At 64.6% G+C, this 21,344-nt stretch carries 19 protein-coding genes and 2 tRNA genes; 15 read left to right on the top strand and 6 right to left on the bottom strand.

The genetic code is table 11. From position 1 onward, the window contains the following. The first annotated feature begins 56 nt into the window (after positions 1 to 56). The 13 genes from AADX97_RS13680 (at position 57) to AADX97_RS13620 (ending at position 9,970) form a co-directional block, all read left to right on the top strand. Positions 57 to 133, top strand: a tRNA-Val gene (locus AADX97_RS13680). A gap of 124 nt (positions 134 to 257) precedes the next feature. Next, positions 258 to 2,177: a threonine--tRNA ligase gene (thrS, locus tag AADX97_RS13675; RefSeq protein WP_374234151.1), complete on the top strand. Its 1,920-nt coding sequence runs from the start codon at positions 258 to 260 to the stop codon at positions 2,175 to 2,177. Positions 2,178 to 2,235: 58 nt separating this feature from the next. Next, positions 2,236 to 2,769, top strand: a complete 534-nt coding sequence (infC, locus tag AADX97_RS13670; protein ID WP_374234278.1) for a translation initiation factor IF-3 — start codon at positions 2,236 to 2,238, stop codon at positions 2,767 to 2,769. A 148-nt stretch (positions 2,770 to 2,917) separates the two neighbouring features. Next, positions 2,918 to 3,115 (top strand): 50S ribosomal protein L35, encoded by a 198-nt coding sequence (rpmI, locus tag AADX97_RS13665; protein WP_007194184.1) that lies wholly within the window; start codon positions 2,918 to 2,920, stop codon positions 3,113 to 3,115. 36 nt (positions 3,116 to 3,151) lie between these two features. Continuing rightward, positions 3,152 to 3,508, top strand: coding sequence for a 50S ribosomal protein L20 (rplT, locus tag AADX97_RS13660; RefSeq protein ID WP_374234150.1), 357 nt, complete (start codon positions 3,152 to 3,154; stop codon positions 3,506 to 3,508). A 116-nt stretch (positions 3,509 to 3,624) separates the two neighbouring features. Next, positions 3,625 to 4,656: a phenylalanine--tRNA ligase subunit alpha gene (gene pheS, locus AADX97_RS13655; protein WP_374234149.1), complete on the top strand. Its 1,032-nt coding sequence runs from the start codon at positions 3,625 to 3,627 to the stop codon at positions 4,654 to 4,656. Between the two features lie 211 nt (positions 4,657 to 4,867). Then, complete coding sequence (gene pheT / locus AADX97_RS13650; RefSeq protein ID WP_374234148.1) at positions 4,868 to 7,246, top strand: phenylalanine--tRNA ligase subunit beta; 2,379 nt, start codon at positions 4,868 to 4,870, stop codon at positions 7,244 to 7,246. A 4-nt stretch (positions 7,247 to 7,250) separates the two neighbouring features. Beyond that, positions 7,251 to 7,550, top strand: coding sequence for an integration host factor subunit alpha (ihfA, locus tag AADX97_RS13645; RefSeq protein WP_007194180.1), 300 nt, complete (start codon positions 7,251 to 7,253; stop codon positions 7,548 to 7,550). After that, on the top strand, positions 7,531 to 7,905 hold the full coding sequence (locus AADX97_RS13640; protein WP_374234147.1) for a MerR family transcriptional regulator: 375 nt from the start codon (positions 7,531 to 7,533) through the stop codon (positions 7,903 to 7,905). The genes ihfA and AADX97_RS13640 overlap by 20 nt, the downstream gene beginning before the upstream one ends. A gap of 37 nt (positions 7,906 to 7,942) precedes the next feature. After that, positions 7,943 to 8,019, top strand: a tRNA-Pro gene (locus AADX97_RS13635). Positions 8,020 to 8,729: 710 nt separating this feature from the next. Beyond that, entirely contained in the window at positions 8,730 to 9,023 is a 294-nt protein-coding gene (locus AADX97_RS13630; protein WP_374234146.1) for a hypothetical protein, read from the top strand. After that, positions 9,020 to 9,544 carry a GNAT family N-acetyltransferase gene (locus AADX97_RS13625; RefSeq protein WP_374234145.1) on the top strand — a complete coding sequence of 175 codons (525 nt, stop codon included), beginning with the start codon at positions 9,020 to 9,022 and terminating at the stop codon, positions 9,542 to 9,544. The genes AADX97_RS13630 and AADX97_RS13625 overlap by 4 nt, the downstream gene beginning before the upstream one ends. Positions 9,545 to 9,589: 45 nt before the next feature. Next, positions 9,590 to 9,970 carry a DUF6398 domain-containing protein gene (locus AADX97_RS13620; RefSeq protein ID WP_374234144.1) on the top strand — a complete coding sequence of 127 codons (381 nt, stop codon included), beginning with the start codon at positions 9,590 to 9,592 and terminating at the stop codon, positions 9,968 to 9,970. A gap of 791 nt (positions 9,971 to 10,761) precedes the next feature. Here the strand turns inward: AADX97_RS13620 and AADX97_RS13615 are convergent. The 5 genes from AADX97_RS13615 to AADX97_RS13595 all read right to left on the bottom strand — a co-directional run bounded on the left by AADX97_RS13615 (position 10,762) and on the right by AADX97_RS13595 (position 17,789). Continuing rightward, positions 10,762 to 11,541, bottom strand: coding sequence for a DUF4239 domain-containing protein (locus AADX97_RS13615; protein WP_374234143.1), 780 nt, complete (start codon positions 11,539 to 11,541; stop codon positions 10,762 to 10,764). Positions 11,542 to 12,032: 491 nt separating this feature from the next. Continuing rightward, positions 12,033 to 13,037, bottom strand: coding sequence for a GTP-binding protein (locus tag AADX97_RS13610; RefSeq protein ID WP_374234142.1), 1,005 nt, complete (start codon positions 13,035 to 13,037; stop codon positions 12,033 to 12,035). After that, entirely contained in the window at positions 13,034 to 14,827 is a 1,794-nt protein-coding gene (locus AADX97_RS13605; protein ID WP_374234141.1) for an amidohydrolase, read from the bottom strand. Before AADX97_RS13605 ends, AADX97_RS13610 begins: the two co-directional genes overlap by 4 nt. A gap of 99 nt (positions 14,828 to 14,926) precedes the next feature. Next, the gene (locus AADX97_RS13600) at positions 14,927 to 15,574 is read right to left on the bottom strand and encodes a hypothetical protein (protein WP_374234140.1); all 648 of its coding nucleotides are present in this window, start codon (positions 15,572 to 15,574) and stop codon (positions 14,927 to 14,929) included. A gap of 262 nt (positions 15,575 to 15,836) precedes the next feature. Beyond that, positions 15,837 to 17,789, bottom strand: coding sequence for an amidohydrolase (locus AADX97_RS13595; protein ID WP_374234138.1), 1,953 nt, complete (start codon positions 17,787 to 17,789; stop codon positions 15,837 to 15,839). Positions 17,790 to 18,412: 623 nt separating this feature from the next. On the opposite strand from AADX97_RS13595, the gene AADX97_RS13590 reads away from it, so the two are divergent. Together AADX97_RS13590 and AADX97_RS13585 are read left to right on the top strand one after the other, a co-directional pair. Next, positions 18,413 to 19,534, top strand: a complete 1,122-nt coding sequence (locus AADX97_RS13590) for a helix-turn-helix domain-containing protein (RefSeq protein ID WP_374238812.1) — start codon at positions 18,413 to 18,415, stop codon at positions 19,532 to 19,534. Positions 19,535 to 20,225: 691 nt separating this feature from the next. Further along, positions 20,226 to 21,185, top strand: a complete 960-nt coding sequence (locus AADX97_RS13585) for an Rpn family recombination-promoting nuclease/putative transposase (protein ID WP_374234134.1) — start codon at positions 20,226 to 20,228, stop codon at positions 21,183 to 21,185. Here AADX97_RS13585 and AADX97_RS13580 read toward each other — a convergent pair. After that, positions 21,136 to 21,344, bottom strand: a 209-nt coding sequence (locus AADX97_RS13580) for an IS4 family transposase (RefSeq protein WP_374234133.1), incomplete at its 5' end; no start/stop codon positions are given. The two genes, AADX97_RS13585 and AADX97_RS13580, sit on opposite strands and share 50 nt — an antisense overlap.

Below are 21,344 nucleotides of genomic sequence, written 5' to 3'. Positions count from 1 at the left end.
GAAAAAGGACTTGGCAAAGATCGTTGGGGGCTGTATTATTCCGGGCTCGCAGCGACAGGCGCGTAGCTCAGTTGGTTAGAGCACCACCTTGACATGGTGGGGGTCGTTGGTTCGAGTCCAATCGCGCCTACCAAACATCAGCCGCCAGCTCCGGCCGTTGGCCGCTCGACTCACGTCGGCGTCACCGCGCTGAAGCTGGCGGTTTTTTCATGTGATCCCTCGTATCGATCACCACTGAGCACCTTGAAGGTTTCGTTATGCCCGTCGTGACCCTGCCAGATGGTTCCAAGCGTCAGTTCGATTCCCCTGTTTCCGTTCGGGACGTCGCCGCCTCCATCGGAGCCGGCCTGGCCAAGGCCGCGCTTGCTGGTCGGGTCGACGGCGTTCTGGTGGATACCTCGTTTGTCATGGAGCGGGATGCCGAGCTGGCGATCGTCACCGCCAAGGACGAGGAGACGGCGCTTGAGCTGTTGCGTCACGACGCCGCGCATGTGATGGCCCAAGCGGTGCAGGAGCTTTATCCCGGCACGCAGGTGACCATCGGCCCTGCCATCGAGCACGGCTTCTACTACGACTTCGCCCGCGACGAGCCCTTCACACCCGAGGATCTCGATGCGATCGAGGTGCGCATGCACGAGATCGTCAAGCGGGATTTTCCGATCGTTCGCGAGGTTTGGGACCGCGAGCAGGCCAAACAGGTTTTCGCCGATCTCGGCGAGCACTACAAGGTCGAGATCATCGAGGACATCATCCCCGAGGGCGAGGTGGTCTCCGTCTACCGCCAGGGCGATTGGTTCGACGTCTGCCGCGGACCCCATCTGCCGAGCACCGGCAAGCTCGGCAACGGATTCAAGCTGATGAAGCTGGCCGGTGCCTACTGGCGCGGCGATTCGAAGAACCCCATGCTACAGCGCATCTACGGCACCGCGTGGCGCGACAAGAAGGAGCTGGCGGCCTATCTGCATCGTTTGGAAGAGGCCGAGAAGCGCGATCATCGCAAGCTCGGCAAACAGCTCGATCTGTTCCATTTCCAGGACGAGGCGCCGGGTATGGCCTTCTGGCATGCCAAGGGGCGGGTGATCTACCGTCTCGCCGAAGGCTACATGCGCGAGAAGCTCGACGAGTACGGTTACCAAGAGGTCGAGACCCCGCAGGTGCTCGATCGTTCGCTCTGGGAGCGCTCGGGTCACTGGGACAAGTTCGCCGGCGGCATGTTTACGACCCATTTGGACGATCGCGACTATGCGATCAAGCCGATGAACTGTCCCGGTCATATCCAGCTTTTCAATCAGGGTCTCAAGAGCCATCGAGATCTGCCGCTGCGCATCGCCGAGTTCGGTGTGGTGCATCGCAACGAGCCCTCGGGCACCTTGCACGGGCTGATGCGGGCACGCCGGTTCACCCAGGACGACGCGCACGTCTTCTGTACCGAGGCGCAGCTGCAGGACGAGGTCGCGACCCTAATCGATATGGTCTTCGAGACCTACCGTGACTTCGGCTTCACCGAGATCGATCTGGCTCTCTCGCTGCGGCCGGAGAAGCGCGTCGGCAGCGATGAGCTCTGGGACAAGGCCGAGGCGGCGCTCGACCAGGCGTTGAAGGCGAAGGGCCTGGACTTCAAGGTGCAGCCGGGCGAGGGTGCCTTTTATGGCCCCAAGATCGAGTTCACCCTGCACGACAGTATCGGTCGCGCCTGGCAGTGCGGCACCATCCAGGTGGACTTCTCGATGCCCGGACGCTTGGGTGCGCACTACATCGCCGAGGACAACAGCAAGCAGGTCCCGGTGATGATCCATCGCGCGATCTTGGGCTCGGTGGAGCGGTTTATCGGGATTCTGCTCGAACACTATGCGGGTCAATTGCCGGTTTGGTTGTCGCCGACCCAAGCGATCGTGATGAATATCACGGATCGGCAGGCGGAGTATGTCAAAGATGTCTCTAAGACCTTGCGCAGTAAAGGCTTCCGGGTCGAGACGGACTTGAGAAACGAGAAGATCGGCTTTAAAATCCGCGAGCATACCCTGCAACGAGTACCCTATTTGCTCGTCGTCGGTGATCGGGAGGTCGAGTCCCGCTCCGTTGCCGTTCGCGACCGCGCGGGCCAGGATCTCGGAATCCTTCAGCTCGATGCCTTTATCGACCGTCTGAGCGAAGAGATCGCGAACCGGACCCACTGACGCCCGGCCTAACCAAGGGGCCGCGAGTGCGTCGTGCGCGTCGTGTCTATCAGTGCTTTTGGAGGAACCTGCTATCGCTGCACCAAAGAGAAACCGCGTCAACAAGGAGATCAACGTACCGGAAGTGCGTCTGATCGGCGCGGACGGAAACCAGGTCGGAGTCGTCAATACGCGCGAGGCACTGGAGATGGCCACGGAAGCGGGCCTCGATCTTGTGGAGATCGTTCCGACGTCGGAGCCTCCGGTGTGTCGTCTCATGGACTTCGGCAGATTTCTCTTCGACCAGAAGAAGAAGAAGAACGAAGCCAAGAAAAAGCAGAAGCAGGTTCAGATCAAGGAAGTGAAATTTCGTCCGGGAACGGACGAAGGAGACTATCAGGTCAAACTACGCAGCCTGACGCGTTTCCTCAACGAAGGGGATAAGGGCAAGGTCACCATGCGGTTTCGCGGGCGCGAGCATGCGCACCGGGAGCTCGGCCTGGAGCTTTTGAAGCGGATCGAAAACGACCTTGCAGCCCTCAGCATCGTGGAGCAACAACCCCAGATGGAAGGACGCCAAATGGTGATGGTGCTGGGCCCCAAAAAGAAATAGCGACGCGCATCGTCAAGCCAACGGGCGAATCACACTGAGTGTCTCAAGGAGACGGCATTGGTCGATATGACAGATGCCGTCTTGAAAAAACCTCGGCTCGACAGGCGTCGCAATACAATCATTCGGCAAATCGCGGAGTAAAAAACCCATGCCCAAGCTGAAAACAAATCGCGGGGCGGCGAAGCGCTTCAAGCGCACTGCCTCCGGTTCGGTCAAATGCAATTCCTCTCATCGGCGTCATATCCTGACCAAGAAGAGCACCAAGCGGAAGCGCCAATTGCGTGCGCCCAAGCGGCTCCATAAGGCGGATGTGCGGGCCGCGCTGCGGATGATCCCATACTGCTGATCGCATTGCGCTTGAACGAATCCCAGGAGTCAAAGAATGCCACGCGTTAAACGGGGTGTTACCGCCCACGCTCGTCACAAAAAGGTCCTTGATCAGGCCAAGGGTTACTACGGTGCCCGCAGTAAGGTCTATCGGGTCGCCAAGCAGGCCGTCATCAAGGCCGGTCAATATGCCTACCGCGATCGCCGCCAGAAGAAGCGCCAATTCCGTACGCTCTGGATCGCGCGCATCAATGCCGCCGCGCGCGAGAACGGTCTCTCCTACAGCCGTTTCATCGACGGGCTGAAGAAGGTCGGGGTCGATGTCGATCGCAAGGTGCTCGCCGACATCGCCTATCACGATAGCGTCGCCTTTGCCGCGCTGGCCGATCAAGCGAAGACCGCACTGGCCTAAGCTGTTTCCTTTCTCGCCCGGGTTTCGCGGCGATATAAGAGGGAGAGGCCCCGGTCTTTCCCTTTTTCGTTTCACGGCCTCGCGGCGGACCAGACACCCAGCCGGAAGACTCGACTATGGCTGAACACATCGGACTCGGTCTCGCGGCACTGCAGACCGCTGCGCTCGAAGCCATCGCGGCCGCGGCCGATCTCGCCGGTCTCGACCAAGTGCGCGTGCGCTATCTCGGCAAGAGCGGGGAGCTGACCGCGCTGCTCAAGCAGCTCGGCACGCTGCCGGCCGATGAGCGACCCGCAGCAGGTCAGGAGATCAATCAGGCCAAGGTTGCGGTCCAGGTTGCCATCGACCGGCGCAAGGTCGTCTTGGAAGAGGCATCACTCACCGCGCGCCTCGCCGCCGAGCGGATTGACGTGAGTCTCCCCGGACGCGGCCGGCGGCCCGGCGGACTGCATCCCGTGACCCGCGCGATGCGGCGCATCGAGCGCCTGTTCGCCAATGCCGGGTTCGCCGTCGCGGAAGGGCCGGAGGTCGAGGACGCCTATCACAACTTCGAGGCGCTCAACATCCCGGAGCACCACCCCGCGCGGGCGATGCACGACACCTTCTATTTCGATGCCGAGCTGCTGCTGCGCACCCACACCTCCCCGGTCCAGATCCGGGTGATGGAAGAGCAGGCGCCGCCGCTCAAGATCATTGCGCCGGGTCGCGTCTATCGCTGCGATTCGGACTTGACCCATACGCCCATGTTTCACCAGGTCGAGGGTCTGCTGGTCGACGAGCAGGTCAGCTTCGCCGACCTCAAGGGTGTCCTCTACGACTTCTTGCGGAACTTTTTCGAGCGGGATTTGGAGCTTCGCTTCCGACCCTCTTACTTCCCTTTTACAGAGCCTTCGGCCGAGGTCGACATCCAGTGCGTCATCTGCGGCGGCAGCGGTTGTCGGGTGTGTAAGCAGACCGGATGGCTCGAGGTGCTCGGCTGCGGCATGGTCTATCCGGAGGTGTTTCGGCACGTCGGCATCGACCCCGATCGCTATCTGGGCTACGCCTTCGGCATGGGGGTGGAGCGCTTGGCGATGCTTCGTTACGGAATCGACGACATCCGCCTAAATTTTGAGAACGATCTGAGATATCTGCGCCAATTTTCATGAGATTCGGCGTCAACCTCTTTCAATCCATAGTCGTTTTAGCCACTAAGGAACGATTCAAAACCACCATGAACCTGTAGGGTGGGCAAAGCGCAGCGTGCCCAACTGATCCCTGCGATGAGGGCGCGGGTTGGGCACGCTGCGCTTTGCCCAACCTACGGCTAACCACTAACCACTAACCACTAACCACTATTAGAGAACAGGGCAGCAGCAGATGCGATTCAGCGAGGCGTGGTTGCGGGAGTGGGTGAATCCCCCGGTCGATACCCGACAATTGGCCGACCAGCTCAGCATGGCGGGTCTCGAGGTCGACGCGGTCGAGCCCGCGGCTCCGGTCTTCAGCAGCGTGCGAATCGGCTGGGTGCAGTCCGTCGCACCCCATCCGGATGCCGAGAAGCTGCGGATCTGTCGAGTTGATCTCGGCGAGGACGCGCTTCTCCAGATCATCTGCGGGGCCGCCAACGTCGCCGAGGGCATGAAGGTCCCGGTCGCGACGGTCGGCGCCGAGCTGCCCGGCGACTTCAAGATCAAGAAGGCCAAGCTGCGGGGTGTGGAGTCCTTCGGCATGATCTGCTCGGCCAAAGAATTGGGCCTTGCCGAGTCCTCCGAGGGCATCCTGCCGTTACCGGCGGATGCGCCGGTGGGCGAAGACATCCGTGACTGGATGGCGCTCGACGACCACTGCATCGAGGTCGATCTGACCCCGGATCGAGGCGATTGTCTCAGCATTGCGGGACTCGCACGGGAGGTCGCCGTGATCAATCGAGCGCCGCTCGCGACGCCCGCGATCCAGCCGGTCGCGCCCGTGCACGACCAGTCCCTTCCGGTACAGCTCCAGGCGCCTGCCGCCTGCCCGCGCTATGTCTGCCGGATCATCCGCAACATCGATCCGAGCGCGACTACGCCTTGGTGGATGCAGGAGCGCCTGCGCCGCGGCGGGATCCGCGCCATCAGCCCGGTGGTCGACGTGACCAACTATGTCCTGCTCGAGCTCGGCCAGCCGATGCACGGGTTCGATCTCGCCAAGCTCGACGGCGAGATCCGCGTGCGCATGGCCGCCGAGGGCGAGCGCATCGCCCTGCTCAACGGCGAGGAAGCGACCCTGCGCGCGGACACCCTGGTGATCGCCGATGCCGGCCGCGCCGTCGCACTGGCCGGGATCATGGGCGGGTCCGAGACCGCGGTCGGTCCCGAGACCCGCGACGTGCTGCTTGAAAGCGCCTTCTTCGCGCCGCTCGCCATCAGCGGCAAGGCGCGCTCCTACGGTCTGCACACGGATTCGTCGCATCGCTTCGAGCGCGGTGTCGATCCCGGCCTCCAGATCCGCGCGATCGAGCGTGCGACCCGACTCTTGACCGCGATCGTCGGGGGCGAGCCGGGTCCGGTGGTCGAGGCGCTCTCGGAGGCCGATTTGCCCAGGTCCGAGACGCTGACGCTCCGTCCCGGGCGCATCGCTCAAGTGCTCGGACTCTCATTGTCGGAAGAGGTCATCCTCGACATCCTCACCCGTCTCGGCATGCATACCGAGCCGACCGCCGAGGGGTGGCTCGTCACGCCGCCGAGTGCCCGCTTCGACCTGGTTCAAGAGGTCGACCTGATCGCCGATATCGGCCGCATCTACGGTTACGATCGAATCCCGGTGAGTCATGCGAGCTCTGCCTCGGTGACGGGATCCACCCCGGAGACGGATTTCGACCTGGATCGCGCGCGTCTCGCGCTGGTCGATCGCGGTTTTCACGAGGTCATCACCTACAGCTTCGTGAGCCCCGAGATTCAGACGTTGGTCGACCCCGAGCAGGAGGTGTTGCGCCTTGCGAATCCGCTGAGCGCCGAGCTCTCCACCATGCGCACCAGCCTCTGGCCCGGCTTGATCCAAACCGCGCGCTACAACCAGGCGCGACAACAGGAGCGGGTGCGGATCTTCGAGTCCGGTCTGCGCTTTCGGATCGGCACTGCCGGTCTGACCCAGACGCAGGGTCTCGCGGGTCTCATCGTCGGGAGCCCGGATCCGGAGCAGTGGAGCCTGACGAGCCGCGCGTCGGATTTCTTCGATCTGAAGGCGGACGTCGAGGCCCTGCTGTCACTGACCGGCGCACCGGGGCGCTTCAGTTTCGCTCCCGGCACGCATCCGGCACTGCACCCCGGTCAGACCGCGAGCGTGGAATGTGACGGCCGAGCCATCGGCCTGCTCGGCATGCTTCATCCGCGCCTGGCCGCACAGCTCGACATCACGGGCGATGCCTATCTGTTCGAGCTGGATATCGCGCCGCTGAGCGTCGGTGTCCTGCCCAAACACGCGTCGATCTCGCGCTTTCCGAGCATTCGTCGTGACATCGCGATCATCGTCGACGAAGCGGTGACTTACGCTGCGATTGCGGATTGCATTCGGGCCAAGGAGACCGAGCTGCTGCGCGATCTGGTCTTATTTGACCTCTACACCGGCAAAAACATTGAATCGGGCAGAAAAAGTCTCGCTCTTGGATTGATTTTACAGGCTTCTTCTCAGACACTTACAGATGCTGTCATTGAAGACACCGTGAGGCGGATTCTAGACCGCCTCGCTTCGGAATTTGGCGCAAGATTGAGGGACTGACCCCATGGCATTGACCAAGGCCGATATGGCCGAGCACCTGTTCGATGAGCTTGGCCTGAACAAGCGTGAGGCCAAGGACATCGTTGAGATGTTCTTCGAGGAGATTCGCGCGGCCTTGGAGCGCGGCGAGCAGGTCAAGCTCTCCGGGTTCGGCAACTTCGATCTGCGCGAAAAGAAGGAACGTCCCGGCCGCAACCCCAAAACGGGAGAAGAGATCCCGATAACGGCGCGGCGCGTGGTGACCTTTCGTCCGGGGCAAAAGCTAAAACAGCGAGTGGAGGCCTATGCTGGAACCGACCGATAAGGGCGAGGACAACGGCCCCGGCGATCTTCCGCCGATCCCGGGAAAGCGATACTTCACCATCGGCGAGGTAAGCGAGCTCTGCGGCGTCAAGCCCCACGTGCTTCGCTATTGGGAGCAGGAGTTCCCTCAGCTCAAACCGGTCAAGCGCCGCGGCAACCGTCGCTACTATCAGCGTCACGACGTGCTGATGGTGCGCCAGATCCGCAACCTGCTCTACGAGCAGGGCTTCACGATCGGCGGCGCCCGTCTGCAGCTCAGCGGGGAGGGCGCCAAGCAGGACCTCAGCCAGACCCACCAGATCCTACGCCAGATGCGTGCAGAACTTGAAGACGTCCTTCAGTTGCTGCGACGTTGACACCAGAAGGGCTTCAACCTACTATGGCCCGTCTTATCGGGGCGTAGCGCAGCCTGGTAGCGCACCTGAATGGGGTTCAGGTGGTCGGAGGTTCAAATCCTCTCGCCCCGACCAATAAAAACAAGCGGTTAGCTGGGAAATCAGCTAGCCGTTTTTCGTGATCTGCCGAGAAATTATTTTGTAGTCGCGTGATGGATCGGCAACCCTGCTTGACCTAACATGCGGCACTTCTGAGATCAGATGACGACAGCAGGAATCCGCACGAATAGGCCCGTCTTGTTGTTTCCAACATGATCTCGTCACGGATTTCTAAGATTCGCTCACCTGACTTCCGCCGATCTTTCCGCACTGCGGCACCGGCAGAGAGGCGGCGGTCCGTTCTCGACCCAGACCGGCCACCGAGCCGAGCCAGTCGACCGATCACTTTGCCCCAGCAACGGTCACTCGGGTGGGGTACGGCGATAGCCTGGAGTCGGCCATAAGCCGCCGCACGACAAGTCAAGTCGAGTGACTCTTCTACGCGCATTGCCGACGCTGGGGGTGACGCTTCCGATAGGCCGGTCACGACCCAAACCACCCGCTCAGGTCTGCGGACTGAGCGGCAGCAGTGGGTTGGACACCGCCCTACCATCTGGTCTGGCGCGGCCGGGCCTCGCTGAGCACAATGGCTCGATGTCCGACCACGTGGGCATCTGGGCTGACCTGGAACCGCCCAATGAACCCATGCCCCATGTCTGGGACCCCCGCCGGGCGGCTCTTGGCATTCCTGCCTGCCATGCCATGCTAGACTTCCCCACAGTTATGTAGGGCGTACGACGATCAAGATGAACGTGACCCAAATCTCCGCCAACATCTCCCCCGAAACCCGGGATCGTCTCGAACGCTACGTCCGTGCGCGGGGCTTGAAGAAGGGATTCGTGATCGAACAGGCTCTTCTGCATCACCTGCAGGCGCTCAGCGAACTCCCGGAAGACGCCCTGGTGCCGCCGCGGCTCGTTGTAACCGCCGAGTCGGGGGAGCGCCTTTTGGAACGGCTGGCGACGCGGGAAGGGCCCAATCGGGCCATGCGTGAGCTTTTCGCCGAGGATTCGGAGCCCGAGCGCGACGGAACCTCATGAGCGTTCAGATCCGGGCATTAGTGCCCGGCGATGACCGCGGCCAGTTCTCCAGCGGTAACCCGGATCTCGACCGGTTCTTCCATCGCTTTGCGGGCCAGAACCAGTTTCGCCACCACATCGGCGTGACCTACGTCGCTGTGGACGGCGACAAAATCCTTGGCTTCGTCACCGTCTCGCCATCTGAGATCGAGATCGACGCCCTCCCGGCCGAGCGTCGTTGTCGGCTGCCGCGGTATCCGTTGCCGGTGCTGCGAGTGGCGCGGTTAGCGGTCTCCGCGCAGGCTCAGGGCCGAGGGATCGGCCAGGCGTTGTTGCGGTTCGCCTTGAACCTCGCCAGCCGCACCGCCGACGAGATCGGGTGTGTCGGTGTGGTCGTCGACGCGAAGCCTGAGGCCATGGGATTTTACCTTACCTACGGCTTCGAGCCGCTGTTCACGTTCGAGGGCGCCTTACTTGATCGCCCGGAGCCGACGCCGATGTTTCTGCCTCTGTCGGCGATTCCACCCCCAGCGGATCAGTGATCTACTCTCGGGCATAGTTCGCCGACCGACCGCCCGCCCGCGGTTTTGCCGGCTTCCTGGTCGCGGACCGCCTCACCGTTGGTCACGGGCAAGCTCCAGACTTGGGTTGGGCCTGCGGGATTGTTTACGCGATGGGGTCGGGTCAACTTCCTGTTCGATAAAAGTCAGATGCCATTCATGCGCGCGGATGACTTGTGCTCACACTTCGGCCTCAGCGCAAGCACCGGTTCGGCAAAATCGACAGCGATCCTGACGTTGTTGAAGTCTGGGCAGGTCGATCCCCAGTGGACCCTTCCGAGCCAACTCGCGAATAACCCCATGGCATGGCTGATCAGGGTGAACGGTTTTCTCGTGGACGTTCGGCACGCTCCCCGAGAGGTGCAGGAGGAAACGTTTCGGCGTGGGTTGATCCCTTATCTGCCATGAGCATGTCTTCCAAACACAGGAATTCCGGGGGCCGAATTCCGGGGGCAGTATACGTAACTCATGGCCATGGCGAGTGTCCGCCGCCCACTCGACTGGGTAAACCGGGACAGACCACGTTAAACGGTAAACCGGGACAGCCCCTGAGGTATCCCCACGAAATCATCCCCCCGCAAAGCCCGTAGGCGAGGCCGGGCACGTCCGATTGACCGCGAAAACAGCTCGCCGACACTGATCTTCTCGATCTGCCAATATGGCTCAGAAAACGTGGTCTGTCCCTGGTATTTTAGATCTGGCATGACGGGACCTTAGACTGAAGTGTCGCTCGGGCAGCAACCCCGGCGGTCCGAAACTGGACCGGCGCTGGAAGGGGGGGAGTATAGGCCAGGGGGCGCGCGGGCCGGCCATGGGGCGCCGAAGACAATGCCCTCGATCAACATGGAGCCCTCACCCGGCGCCATACATGGCCGCCATCTTCGCCGCCGCGCCGCTACCACGCGGCACAGGTCCGCGGACCCGATCACCGAGACCTTGTCCCCGGCCCCCAGCAGCCAGCGCAGCAACTTGCCCGTCGAAGCGACCTGCGCCCGTAGCCACAGATTGTCACTTTCTCCGGACTGGGGGCTCATGCCAACGGTCAGCGATGGAATAAACGTTCGGGACGGGGCGCATGCCCCGTCCCGCCGCGGATCTTGTCAGGATTTGGCAGCAGGGCTGCCACCAGATTCTGCATCAGCGGTGCATTTCGGTAAGACCGCGTGCACATCGGGTTGGCTGGAGCGAACATCGCCCACTCAGGTCATCGCCGCTCGCAGCTCAACGAGGGCCTGATCGAAGGCATCGACCCGGATCATACCCATGCGCGGGAACTCGATGTCGATGATGATGTAGACGGTCATGGCCATCACCACGGCAAAGGCGATCATGTGCAGCCAATTGCGCGATCTCCCGCCAGCCATGCTGTACCCCGCGAGCAAGGCACTGGCGAGGGCCAGAGCAACTAGCATCAGGTAGATGCCCAGCGGGGGGTGCATCTGAGCCGCGAGCGTTCGGGTGGTGGTGATATCGATCATGTCGTTCAGGGCGGGCAGCAGCAGCTTAATGGCGTCCGGTGCGGCGTCTGGACGCTGCCCAGCGCTCACGCTCTGCGTCCAGATCTTATTCTGCAATGCTGTTGCCTTGGCCAAGCCCGCCACGACGGCCTGAATGTCCGGTAGTTGCCGATAGGCGTCTAGGCGGGCATCGACATAGCGTCGAAAATCCTCTTGGAGGGCGGATCTCGCGTCGGTTGGCAAGAGGTCGAGCCGCAGATAGGCAGTCCCGATCGCGTTGGTCTCCTGCACGATAAGGTCCCGGCGCTGATCAAACCGCGTGGCGGCCCCCGAAAAGGTGAAGGCGATCAGCAAGCCCACCAACGCAAATACCGCGCCTTCGACGACCCCCGTTCCAGCCTGAGCGCCATCGGGGTCCCGCGCCAGACGCCCTGCGCCAAGCCGCCGACCGACTTCCTGGAAAACCAGTAGTCCGATCGCGAGGCCCAGTGCCAGGATGGCCGCCATGACGATCATATTCATATGCAAGTGATCCGAAGTTGGTTGATCGGGAACTCCGCCAGACGCGTCGGCCCGGGAACACACCTGCGACCCGACCACCGTGGCTTGCCGAGTGTCCGGTCGCGCTGGCTGCCCGTAGGGTCACGCGGGGCGTCGAGGTTTCGACCCCGGTCGCCTGGCGAACCCCTGGCCAGCTTCGCGCTTTTATCCGCCGAGTAGGTCGCCGAATCGCGCCAGAGCAGGAGTTCTTGGCTGGGCGCTTGGCCAGTGCTTGCATCGCCGAGTGCACGACCTCGGCGCTCACGAGGCCAGGGGCAGTCCCTGGGGCGCGCCGAGGCCGGCCGGAGGTTGCCGTAGGTCATCCTTCCCCACAATCCGGTGCTTTTCAACTTGGCGGGCGGAAACGCGTACGGGCTCGTTTCCAGGCCGGTCAGGTTCGCTCAGCCGGCCACAACCGCCATTGGCCGGGAATTGGTGGGTGGCTGCCCTGTGACGTGAAGCCGCCCTTCCCCTTAACAGGCTCTCGTTGCCGATGTAACCGGGATGGCGGGCGCGAAGAGCCTACCGAGGGCCTCGGGTGGAGCCGCCCCGGCCCGGCCGATGACGACCAACTGGGTGCGACCCGGACTTGCGCCCCAGGCGGCGCCGGGCTCAAGGGACCAGCGGGCCCCCACCTGCTGGTAGACCTGGCGGCGGTCGGGGTCGTTCGCGAGGTGGACGAATCCCTTGGCACGGTAGATGTCGCTGCCGAGACCGGCGGCCAAGCCCTCCAGCTCCGCGCGGGTCAGGGGGGCGGCGCGCTCCAGGGTCCAGGTCCGGTAGGCGCCAGCGTGGTCCTGATCGGCGTGGGCGTGGTCGTGGCCCTGCTGATCCGGCGCCGGGCCCCGGCCCTTCCCGCGGTCGCCACGGGCACCGAGCAGCACCTCCAGCGGGACCTCGGCCCGGACGGTCTCCAATACAGGCGTCCCCGGGGAGCGCTCGGCGAGCCAGGCGCGAAGCCCCGCCAGGTCCTCGGGCGGGACCAGGTCGGTCTTGTTGAGGATCAGGAGATCCGCCTGGGCGAGCTGGCGCAGCACCGTGTCGCCAACATACTTGTTCTCCGCCTGGGTGCGGACCTGCTCTGCGTCCACCACCACCAGGATGCCGTCCAGCGGCAGGCGGTACATCTGGCCGTACTGGGCGATCTTCGCCGGCAGGGCCACGCCGCTCGCCTCGATCACCAGATGATCGAAGGCCCCGGCCCGCTTCTCGATCTCGCCGATGGCCTGGGCGAAGCCGTCGACCAGGCTGCAGCACATGCAGCCGTTGGCGAGACTCATGGTCTCGCCGTCGTGGCTTTGGATCAGGTCGATGTCGATGTTGACGCTGCCGAAGTCGTTGACCAGCACCGCGAGCCTCATCCCCGCGGTGTTGGTCAGCAGGTGGTTCAGCAGCGTGGTCTTGCCCGCGCCGAGATAGCCGCCGATGACGGTGAAGGGTAGGTCCATGGTCTGCCCCATGAGCGCAACGTCGGTCATGCGGGCTGACGCTTGTAGACGGACTTGCCCTCCTTGAAGGTCTCGACCGCCTTGATCTCCAGGATCCGGTCCGTCTCCACCGTCAGCGGGTTGGCGTCCAGGATCACCAGGTCGGCGAGCATCCCAGGGGCAATCTTGCCCTTCCGATCCTCCTCCCGAATCTGCCAGGCGGCGTTGGTGGTCAGCGCCTTGAGCGATTCCCAGCGGTCGATGCGCTCATCCGGCCCCAACACCCGCCCGGTGCGGGTGGTGCGAACCACGGCGGACCACATCATGCGCATGGGGTCCATGGGGGTGACCGAGAAGTCCGAGTGGTTGGAGCACACCAGTCCCTTCGCCGCTGCCGACTTCATGGGGCTGATGAAGGAGGCGCGTTCGAGCCCGGTGTTGGCCACGTGCTCCTCGCCCCAATAGAAGACGTGGACCGTGAAGTAGCTGGGTGAAAAGCCCAGCTCCGCGTAAGCCTCCAACTGGTCTGGGCGCTGGAACTGGGAGTGGATGATGACGGTGCGGCGGTCCTCATCGGCCTTGACACCAGCGGCTTGGGCCCCGTCGATCATCATATCGATGGAGGCGTCGCCGTTGCAGTGGCTGAAGATCTGGATGCCCTTGGCGTAGGCCTCCTTCATCGCCTTGTTCACTACCTCCGGCGGGAAGAGCGGCTGGCCGCGCCAGTTCTCCTCGCCACCCGGGCCCTTGGTCAGCAACGGTTGGCTCCAGAAGGCGGTCTTGCCCTGCGGTGAGCCGTCCATCATGAACTTGAGGCCTTGCAGCTTCAGGCGGTCCTTGTAGTGACCGAATGCCTGTGCCGTCGTCTCGGGCAGCTCCATGGGACCGCCCTGGAAGCTCGGCGCATACTCCTTTAGCAGGGCCGGCACCTCGAGGATCAGGGGCAGCGACACGATGTCCAGGTAGAGCAGGCCCTCGGCGGCAGCCTTCCGCAGGAAGGCCAGGTCCTTCGCGTGGGTGGCGCCCTCCTGGCAGGTGGTGACACCGACACTTGCATAGAGTTGCTGGGCCGCGTCGAGGGTGTCCAGCATGTCGCGCTCTGGGGGCTGGGGCATGCTGCCGAAGATTGGCAGGAAGGCCGTCTCCATCAAGAAGCCGGCCGGCTTGTTGGTGCCCTCGATACGGTTGATGATGCCGCCCGGCGGTGTGGGCGTGTTCTCGTCGTAGCCGACCGCGCTGAAGGCGGCCGAATTGAGAACGGCCCCGTGGTTGGAGCTGTGGATGAGCAGCACCGGGTTGTCCGGGAAGGCCGGGTCGAGCTCGGAGGCCAACAGCTCGCGGCCCTCCGCCAGGTTGGAGCGGTCGTAGCCGTAGCCGATGATCCATTCGCCCTTCTTGATCCCCTGCTTCTTCACGTGGCCCTGCAACACCGTGACGATGTCGGCGATCTTGGTCACCGGGCCGACGGGCGGACCCGAGACGTTGGCCCACTTGACGATCTGGGGGGCATTCATGAAGTGCCCGTGGGCATCGACGAAGGACGGCATCAGGGTCTTGCCGCCCAGGTCGACGATCTCGGTGGCGTCGGTCTTGGTCTTCATCACCTCGGCCTCGTCCCCGGCGGCGAGGATCTTGCCGCCGGCGATGGCCACCGCCTGCACCTCCCGGCGGGCGTCGTCCATGGTGACGATGGTACCGCCACGGAAGATCGTCTCGGCGCCCTGGGGCGCCTCGGCCTGCGGCTCTGCGGCGCCGGCCGGGAGGTGGGCGGCGACCAGGGCCCCGGCGGCGGCCCCGACGGCGGTTTTGACGAATTCGCGTCGGTCGATCTTGTCGGTCATCTCTCGGGTCTCCGCGGTGGATTCAAATTGTGAAACAAACTGAGAGTGGCGAAGCGCAGGCGCCTGGGTTGCCCGTGGCTGCGGTGGCCCTGAGCGGGCCTAGAACCGCACCGCGAGCCCCAGGACCGGGCCCTGCTGGGTGATGTCCCAGACGAAGCGGCCGTCCCCGGAACCCGTCGAGTAGTCCTGACTCAGTGCCCTATAGCCGACGCGCAGGACGGCATCGTGACCGCCGAGCTTGAGGTGGTACCCGAGGAAGGCCTGGGCGTTCCAGGCCCAATCGGACCCCACACCGAAGCCCCCGTAGTCGGCGGCCAGGGCCAGGTCCCAGCGCGGGCTGAGGTCGAAGAGCACCCTGGCCCCGACGATGGGGTCCAGCCAATCGACGGTGTCCTCGGCGTCGCCGACGCGGTTGACCTTGATCTTGGCCCGCAGCCAGTTCCAGCGCGCCCCCACATAGGGCTCCAGGATGAAGCGCCGGGAGGCGGCGGCATCCCAATGGGTCTCGATGAGCCGGTAATAGGCCCCGGCGGCGACGATGGCCGAGTCGTTGGTCGCCTTGACCCCCAGGCCGTGCACCGTCTCCTCGCTGCTGACCCGGGAGACGATGGGGTTGAGGAAGAACCCGACGCGGTCCTTGCGGGCATCAAGGAAGACCATGAGGCCGAAGTCCAGGTCCTTGACGATGTCGGAGAACGGCACATCGACATACGCCTCGAGGTGCCCCACGCCAACCTTGCCCTTCATGGACAGGCCCCAGAGGTATGGGGCGAGCCAGAGGTCCCAGGACCCGTTGTCGGCCCGCGACAGGTTGGGGACAGCGCAGGTGAGCAGGGCCAGTGCGACCGCCGCGCACCGCGGGAGGCTTCGCCCGCGGGCCCTTGCGCCCCCCCGCGGTTGGATTGCAGCAGGGCCTGGCCCATCGGACCCGGAGTCGGGTGGCGGGACCACCGCGGCGGCCGCGCCGGGCATCGAGGTTTCGATTTCTGCTCCCATGGTCATCCCCTTGTCAGCCGGGCCTTCTCATCCGCCGAATGTCGCGCGGAAGGGCGCATTGCATGTGGTTGTGGCTCAGGAGCTGGGCGAGGTGACGCATCGCGGCATCCGAGACCTCGGCGCCGTCTTGGGTCGCCGCCGTCGCCCCCGTGACGCCCGCCGCCGCGGGCGCGGCCGGGGCCGGCTGCACACGGCCATCAAGCATGGTGCCCCACACGGCGATGTCCTTCAGCTCGCCGGGCGGGACCTCGTAGGGGCTCTGCTCCAGGATGGTGAGGTTGGCCCGCTTACCCACCTCAATGGAGCCGACCTCCTCCTCCTGCTGGATCGAGTAGGCAGCGTCTGGGGTGATGGCCTTGAGCGCCAGGTCGAGGGGCACCCTGTGGTCCGGCCCCATGACCTCACCCTCCGCCGTCAGGCGGTTGACCGCGGCCCAGACGAGCTGCAGGGGCTTGGCTGGCGCCATCGGCATGTCGGAGTGGAAGGAGAGCGAACCGCCGTGCTTCAGCACCTCGCCGTGGGGCACCATGTTGGCGGAACGCTCCGGCCCCACGCCGAGCTTCGCGTAGCGACCCGCTAGGGCCGTCACATAGTAGGGGTTCGAGCTGACGATGCCGCCGAGCTCGATCCAGCGCCTGACTTGCTCGGGCGCCGCGAAGCCGAAATGGACGAGTACGGTGCGGTGGTCTTGGCGCGGGTTGCGGGCCATCGCCTTCTCGAGGCTCGCGAGCAGCACGTCCAGGCCCCCATCGCCGTTGTTGTGGATATGGATCTGGTAGCCGGCGTCCCAGTAGCTCTGGAAGGCGTAGTCGAGGACCGGCGGGTCCATGATCCAGGCGCCCTGGTGCCCGTCGGTGTAGCCGCCCTTGAGCATCATGAGCTGGCTGTAGATGGCGCCGTCGGTCAGCAGCTTGACTTGCTTGGGCAGGTACCAGGTTCGGCCGCTGCCCCAGGACAGGACCTGGCGGGTATCGGCGAGCAGCGCCTTGGCGTCCTTGGGATTGCGCGCGGCAAACGTCTTGCCGTCGGCCATGAAGCAGTGGTTGAAGGGCGTGGCCTCATCGCCGTAGACGGCGTTGATGGCGTCCTGCAGGGGCTTGGAGAAGAAGCCGCCGGGCTCGCAGGCCAGGGTGATGCCGTTTCGGTGGTAGTAGGTCTCGGTAAACTCGAGACCGGCCTTGAACTGGGCGGGCGAGGCGAGGACCGGGGCGAGCCTGCCGAGGATGGCGATGGCGCCCTGCTCGTAGAAGTGCCCTTTCTCGAAGGTGGACTGCGCCTTCTGGCTCGGCGTGAAGGCATCGAAGACGGCCTGGTCGATGCCCGTCAGCTTGAGCGCGGCGGTATTGAGGAAGAACTCGTGGCAGGAGCGGTGCCAGACGATCACCGGGAAGTCCGGTGCGAGCTCATCGAGCAGGGCGCGCGACATCTCGCCGTGGAAGTAGTGGTGGTAACCCCAGGTGATGAAGGGCTTGGCCTTGTCCTGGTGGGCGGCAATCGCCTGCGCCAGCTTGGCCTGGTAGACCTTTGCGTCGCGCACGGCGGGCGAGAAGCCGTCGATGGCGTCCCAGTCCTCGATCGAGATGACCTTGGTGTTCATGGTCAGGGCGGCGAGCACCGGGTGGACGTGCTGCTCGACGAATCCCGCCATCACCACCTTGTCGGCGAAGGTGCTGTCGACCTTCGCGCCCTGGCCGGCCGCAGTCTCGACCTCGGCCCTGGTGCCAACGGCGAGGAAGCGCCCATCCCGCACCGCCACGGCCTCGGCGCGTGGCTTGCCCGGGTCCATGGTGATGACCTCGCGAGCGACGTAGATGGTCGTCGCCTCGCTCGGCGCCCCGGCGATGCCCGACATCTCCTGCAGGGTCAGGGTCTGGGCCGTCGCCCCAGTGGCAGCGATCAGGACGACGAGGCTGGCCGCGAGGGCCGCCGAGGCGGCGTATATTGGCGTTCCGGAACTCTGGCACATGGCAATGTCTCCTTGAAAAGACTCGCGGCGGCTGGCCGCCGAGGTGGACGTTGGAGGCGAGCGGGCGTAAACGGCCTCGGGTTCTGTTGGGCGACGGTTTGGGGCAAGCCTGACGGCCCCCGTGCGGAGCGCCATCGGTAGTGATCGAGTCGATCAGACTGGTTCCCGCGACGCAAGCACCCGATGGACAACGCCACTGGAACCTCGATCGGCCTTGCAGGGGCGTGCTGCGCCCACGATAGACGGAACGCGTCGGTGCAGTGATCGGATCGGCGCCGTGGATTCGCGCTCGGCGCAGGCGCCCTGCGACCCGCGACCTTGTGCCTCATCCTCGGCTGCACCCGGGGGACGGCAGGCAAGCGGGCTCCAGGATGGTGTGCCCCGGATAGTACCCAAACGGGTCTGCGCTTCCACGGCGTTCTGTGCAATATTCGCAAATCAGCCGCCCGTGCCCCGCCCACCGGTTTTTTCGAGCGTCGTGTCCAGGGGGAGCCCAAGCCCGCAGAAACCTTGCGGTAAAGCATTTCGACGACAGCACCGATCACAAGAATCCCAACGCCAGCCGAGTCGGGGGCAGCGCCGAAGGCCGCCGACCCGATGCGATGAGGACCGACGCCGTGCCCATGGCCCCTGATCCAGGTTCAAGCGAGCTGCCCGCGATTCTTCAGGGTCGCACGGACCCGATCGACACGAAGCACCATCCCGCCGCGGCGGGCACTGTGTCCGTGAACGACCCCAGCGTCTTTGAGCGGCAGATGGCGCCCTGGGAGGTCCTCTGCCGGCCACTCTCCGCCGGACCCCTGGGCTACCGGACCGAGTTTCTCAAGGCGCCGGGTTTCGTGATCTACCGGGCGGGGTTCGCGGCCGCCACCGGGGTGCAGGGCCTGACCCCGCCCAACATGGTGGCTATCTCGGCCCCCATCTGCCTGCCCGAGGGCACCGATTTCTGGGGTCGGCGCCACCTGGGCAGCGGGTTCGTGGGCACCGATGGCGGGTGTGTGGATGTGAGCTTCGCCGCCGGCTACGAGCACGCCCTGGCCCTGGTGGAACTGGACCTGCTGCGCAGCAACCTCCCCGAGGGCCCCCTCGGTCGGTTGCTCCAAGCCCTGGCGAGGCACCGCATCCCGGCCGCCCGGTCCTGCGTGGGCGAGCTTGCCCGATGGATCGCCGCGACCGTGACGAGCGCCCAGATCCACCCCGAGGTGACCAGGGAGGCCGCGGCGATCGGTGCCGTCGGCCAAGACCTCCTCGGGCGGCTCGCGGGGCTGGCCGAGGGCCTGACGCATCAGCCCCAGCGCCCGTCCCTGCCGGCACGGGAGCTTGGGCTGCGGCGGGCCCTGGATTACCTGCGCTATGCGGATTCGCGAACGGTGAGCGTGCCCGAGCTGTGCCGCACGGCGGGCGTGAGCCAGCGTACCCTCCAGTACGCCTTCCTGGATGCCTTCAGTCTCACGCCCCAAGCCTTCATCCGCCGTCGCCGCTTGCACGCGGCCCGCTGGGCCCTGCTCGCCGCGCACCCGGAGCAGACCACGGTCGCACGCGCCGCCGCAGAGAACGGCATCTACCAGCTCGGTCGCTTCGCCGGTGAGTACGCCCGTCTGTTCGGAGAGCGTCCCTCGGTCACCCTGGCCCGGGCGCCAGTGGAGCCGCCACCCAGCCTCGCCATCGGGTTGCCATCCTCGCGCAGTTTGACGTGTCGGATGCCGCCCGCCGGCAGTGCGATGGCCGGCACTCGCTCACAGTGAGCAAAGTCAGACCCTGACGTATCCCCACCTACCAGCGCCCGAGTCACTCGGCGAGCATGTCTGTATTGCATGCTCGTTCGCCACCCATTGATCTAGTGGCACCGACCAGGCCTGCGGCGGCCGTCCTGCACGGCTCCGGCTACAGCAGCGGCCGAGCCAGGAGCCTGCGCGAGTATGTGCGATGTATACGGCGACGGGTGTGCAGCCGCTCGCGCGGCCCCTGCCCCGGCCGCCGCGCCGATGAGCCAGAGCAGGATCGCCGCCAGCGTGGCGATCAGCACCAGTACGGTGTAGCGCCCGGTCCTGCTGGAGGCATTGCGCTCAAAACCATCACCGAAGTGCTCGCTTTTCCCATCTTCGAAACTGAGCTCAAACTGCATCCGCTGGCGGAACACTCGCGCCGGACTAGAATTCCGTGGACAGTATCTGCACCCCAAGGGCTCGGCGAGCGGCCGCTGTCCACTCGACTGCGGACCCCGGCAGGGGAAGCACCTATGTCTGCGCTGGGTCGCGACTGGCCCGTCGGTCGCCAGATGACAGGTGACCGCTATCAGGATCTACCTGCCCGGCAGCGGTCTGTCCTGAGCGGCGGCTTGCCGACCCTCTTGAGGCATCTGCCTTGCGCGCACGCTGTCATGCGGATCGGTTTGGGGTATTGTTCTGAAACAACCGAATTATCCCGCTCTCCCGGATGGCCGACCACGATCCTTCCTACAAGCTCCTGTTCTCGCATCGCGATCTGGTCGCGGACTTGATCCGAGGCTTCGTGCATGAGGACTGGGTCGAGCAATTGGACTTCACGACCCTACAGCGCGTCAGCGAGATCGGCATCAGCCACGACCTACGCGAGCGCGAGGACGACATGATTTGGCGGCTGCGCTGGGGCGAGCGCTGGGTCTACGTCTATTTGCTGCTGGAGTTTCAGTCGAGCGTCGATCGCCTCATGGCGGTGCGGCTGTTGACTTATGTCGGACTGCTTTATCAGGACCTGGCCGCCGCCGGCGAGATCCCCTCTGGAAGCCCGCTGCCTCCCGTGCTGCCGATCGTCCTCTACAATGGCGAGAAATCCTGGTGGGCCAAGACCAGTCTCGACGCGCTGATCGAGCCGGACTTACCCGAGCAGCTGCGCCGATGGCAGCCGCAGATCCGCTATCTGCTGCTCGACGAGCAGCGGCTTGCCGATAACGAGCTGGCGGGACAGCGCAATGTCGCCGCCGCCTTGTTCCGGCTCGAGAACAGTCGCCGGCCCGAGGATATCGACAGGGTCCTGGCGAGTCTGATTGATTGGCTCGCCGCACCCGAGCAGGACAGTCTGCGCCGTGCCTTCGTCGTCTGGCTCAAGCGCGTGCTGCTGCCGGCTCGAGTGCCGGGCGCCGAGCTACCGAACGTCAACAATCTTCAGGAGATGCGCGCCATGTTGGCCGAACGGGTAAAGACCTGGACCGAGGAGTGGAAACAACAGGGACTGGAGCAAGGGATTCAGCAAGGTATCAAGGAAGGATTGTCCCGGGGAGAGGCAAGGCTGCTGCGCCGGCAGTTGGTGCGGCGCTTCGGACCCCTGCCGGCCTGGGCCTATCTATTACCCACACTGGACACAGCCCTCAGGGTCCAGCCGGGATCGAGGGGTAAAAGATGGCAAAGGTCTCGGTGATGTCGGTGAGCCGGTTCAGGCCACGCCACAACGCGGTGGCCCCGGGATCGCCGTCGCCGTTGCGCCCGAGAAAGCCGCCGAGCCGGGCGACCATGCGCATGGCCTCGCCGAGGCTCGGCGGGGTCTCCGGCGGGATGGGCGAGCGCTGATGATGGCAGA

Origin of the sequence: Thiocapsa sp. C2-2m (assembly GCF_041903745.1) — a bacterium.
Taxonomy (GTDB): domain Bacteria; phylum Pseudomonadota; class Gammaproteobacteria; order Chromatiales; family Chromatiaceae; genus Thiocapsa; species Thiocapsa roseilacustris.
This window is presented reverse-complemented; position numbering and strand designations above follow the sequence as displayed.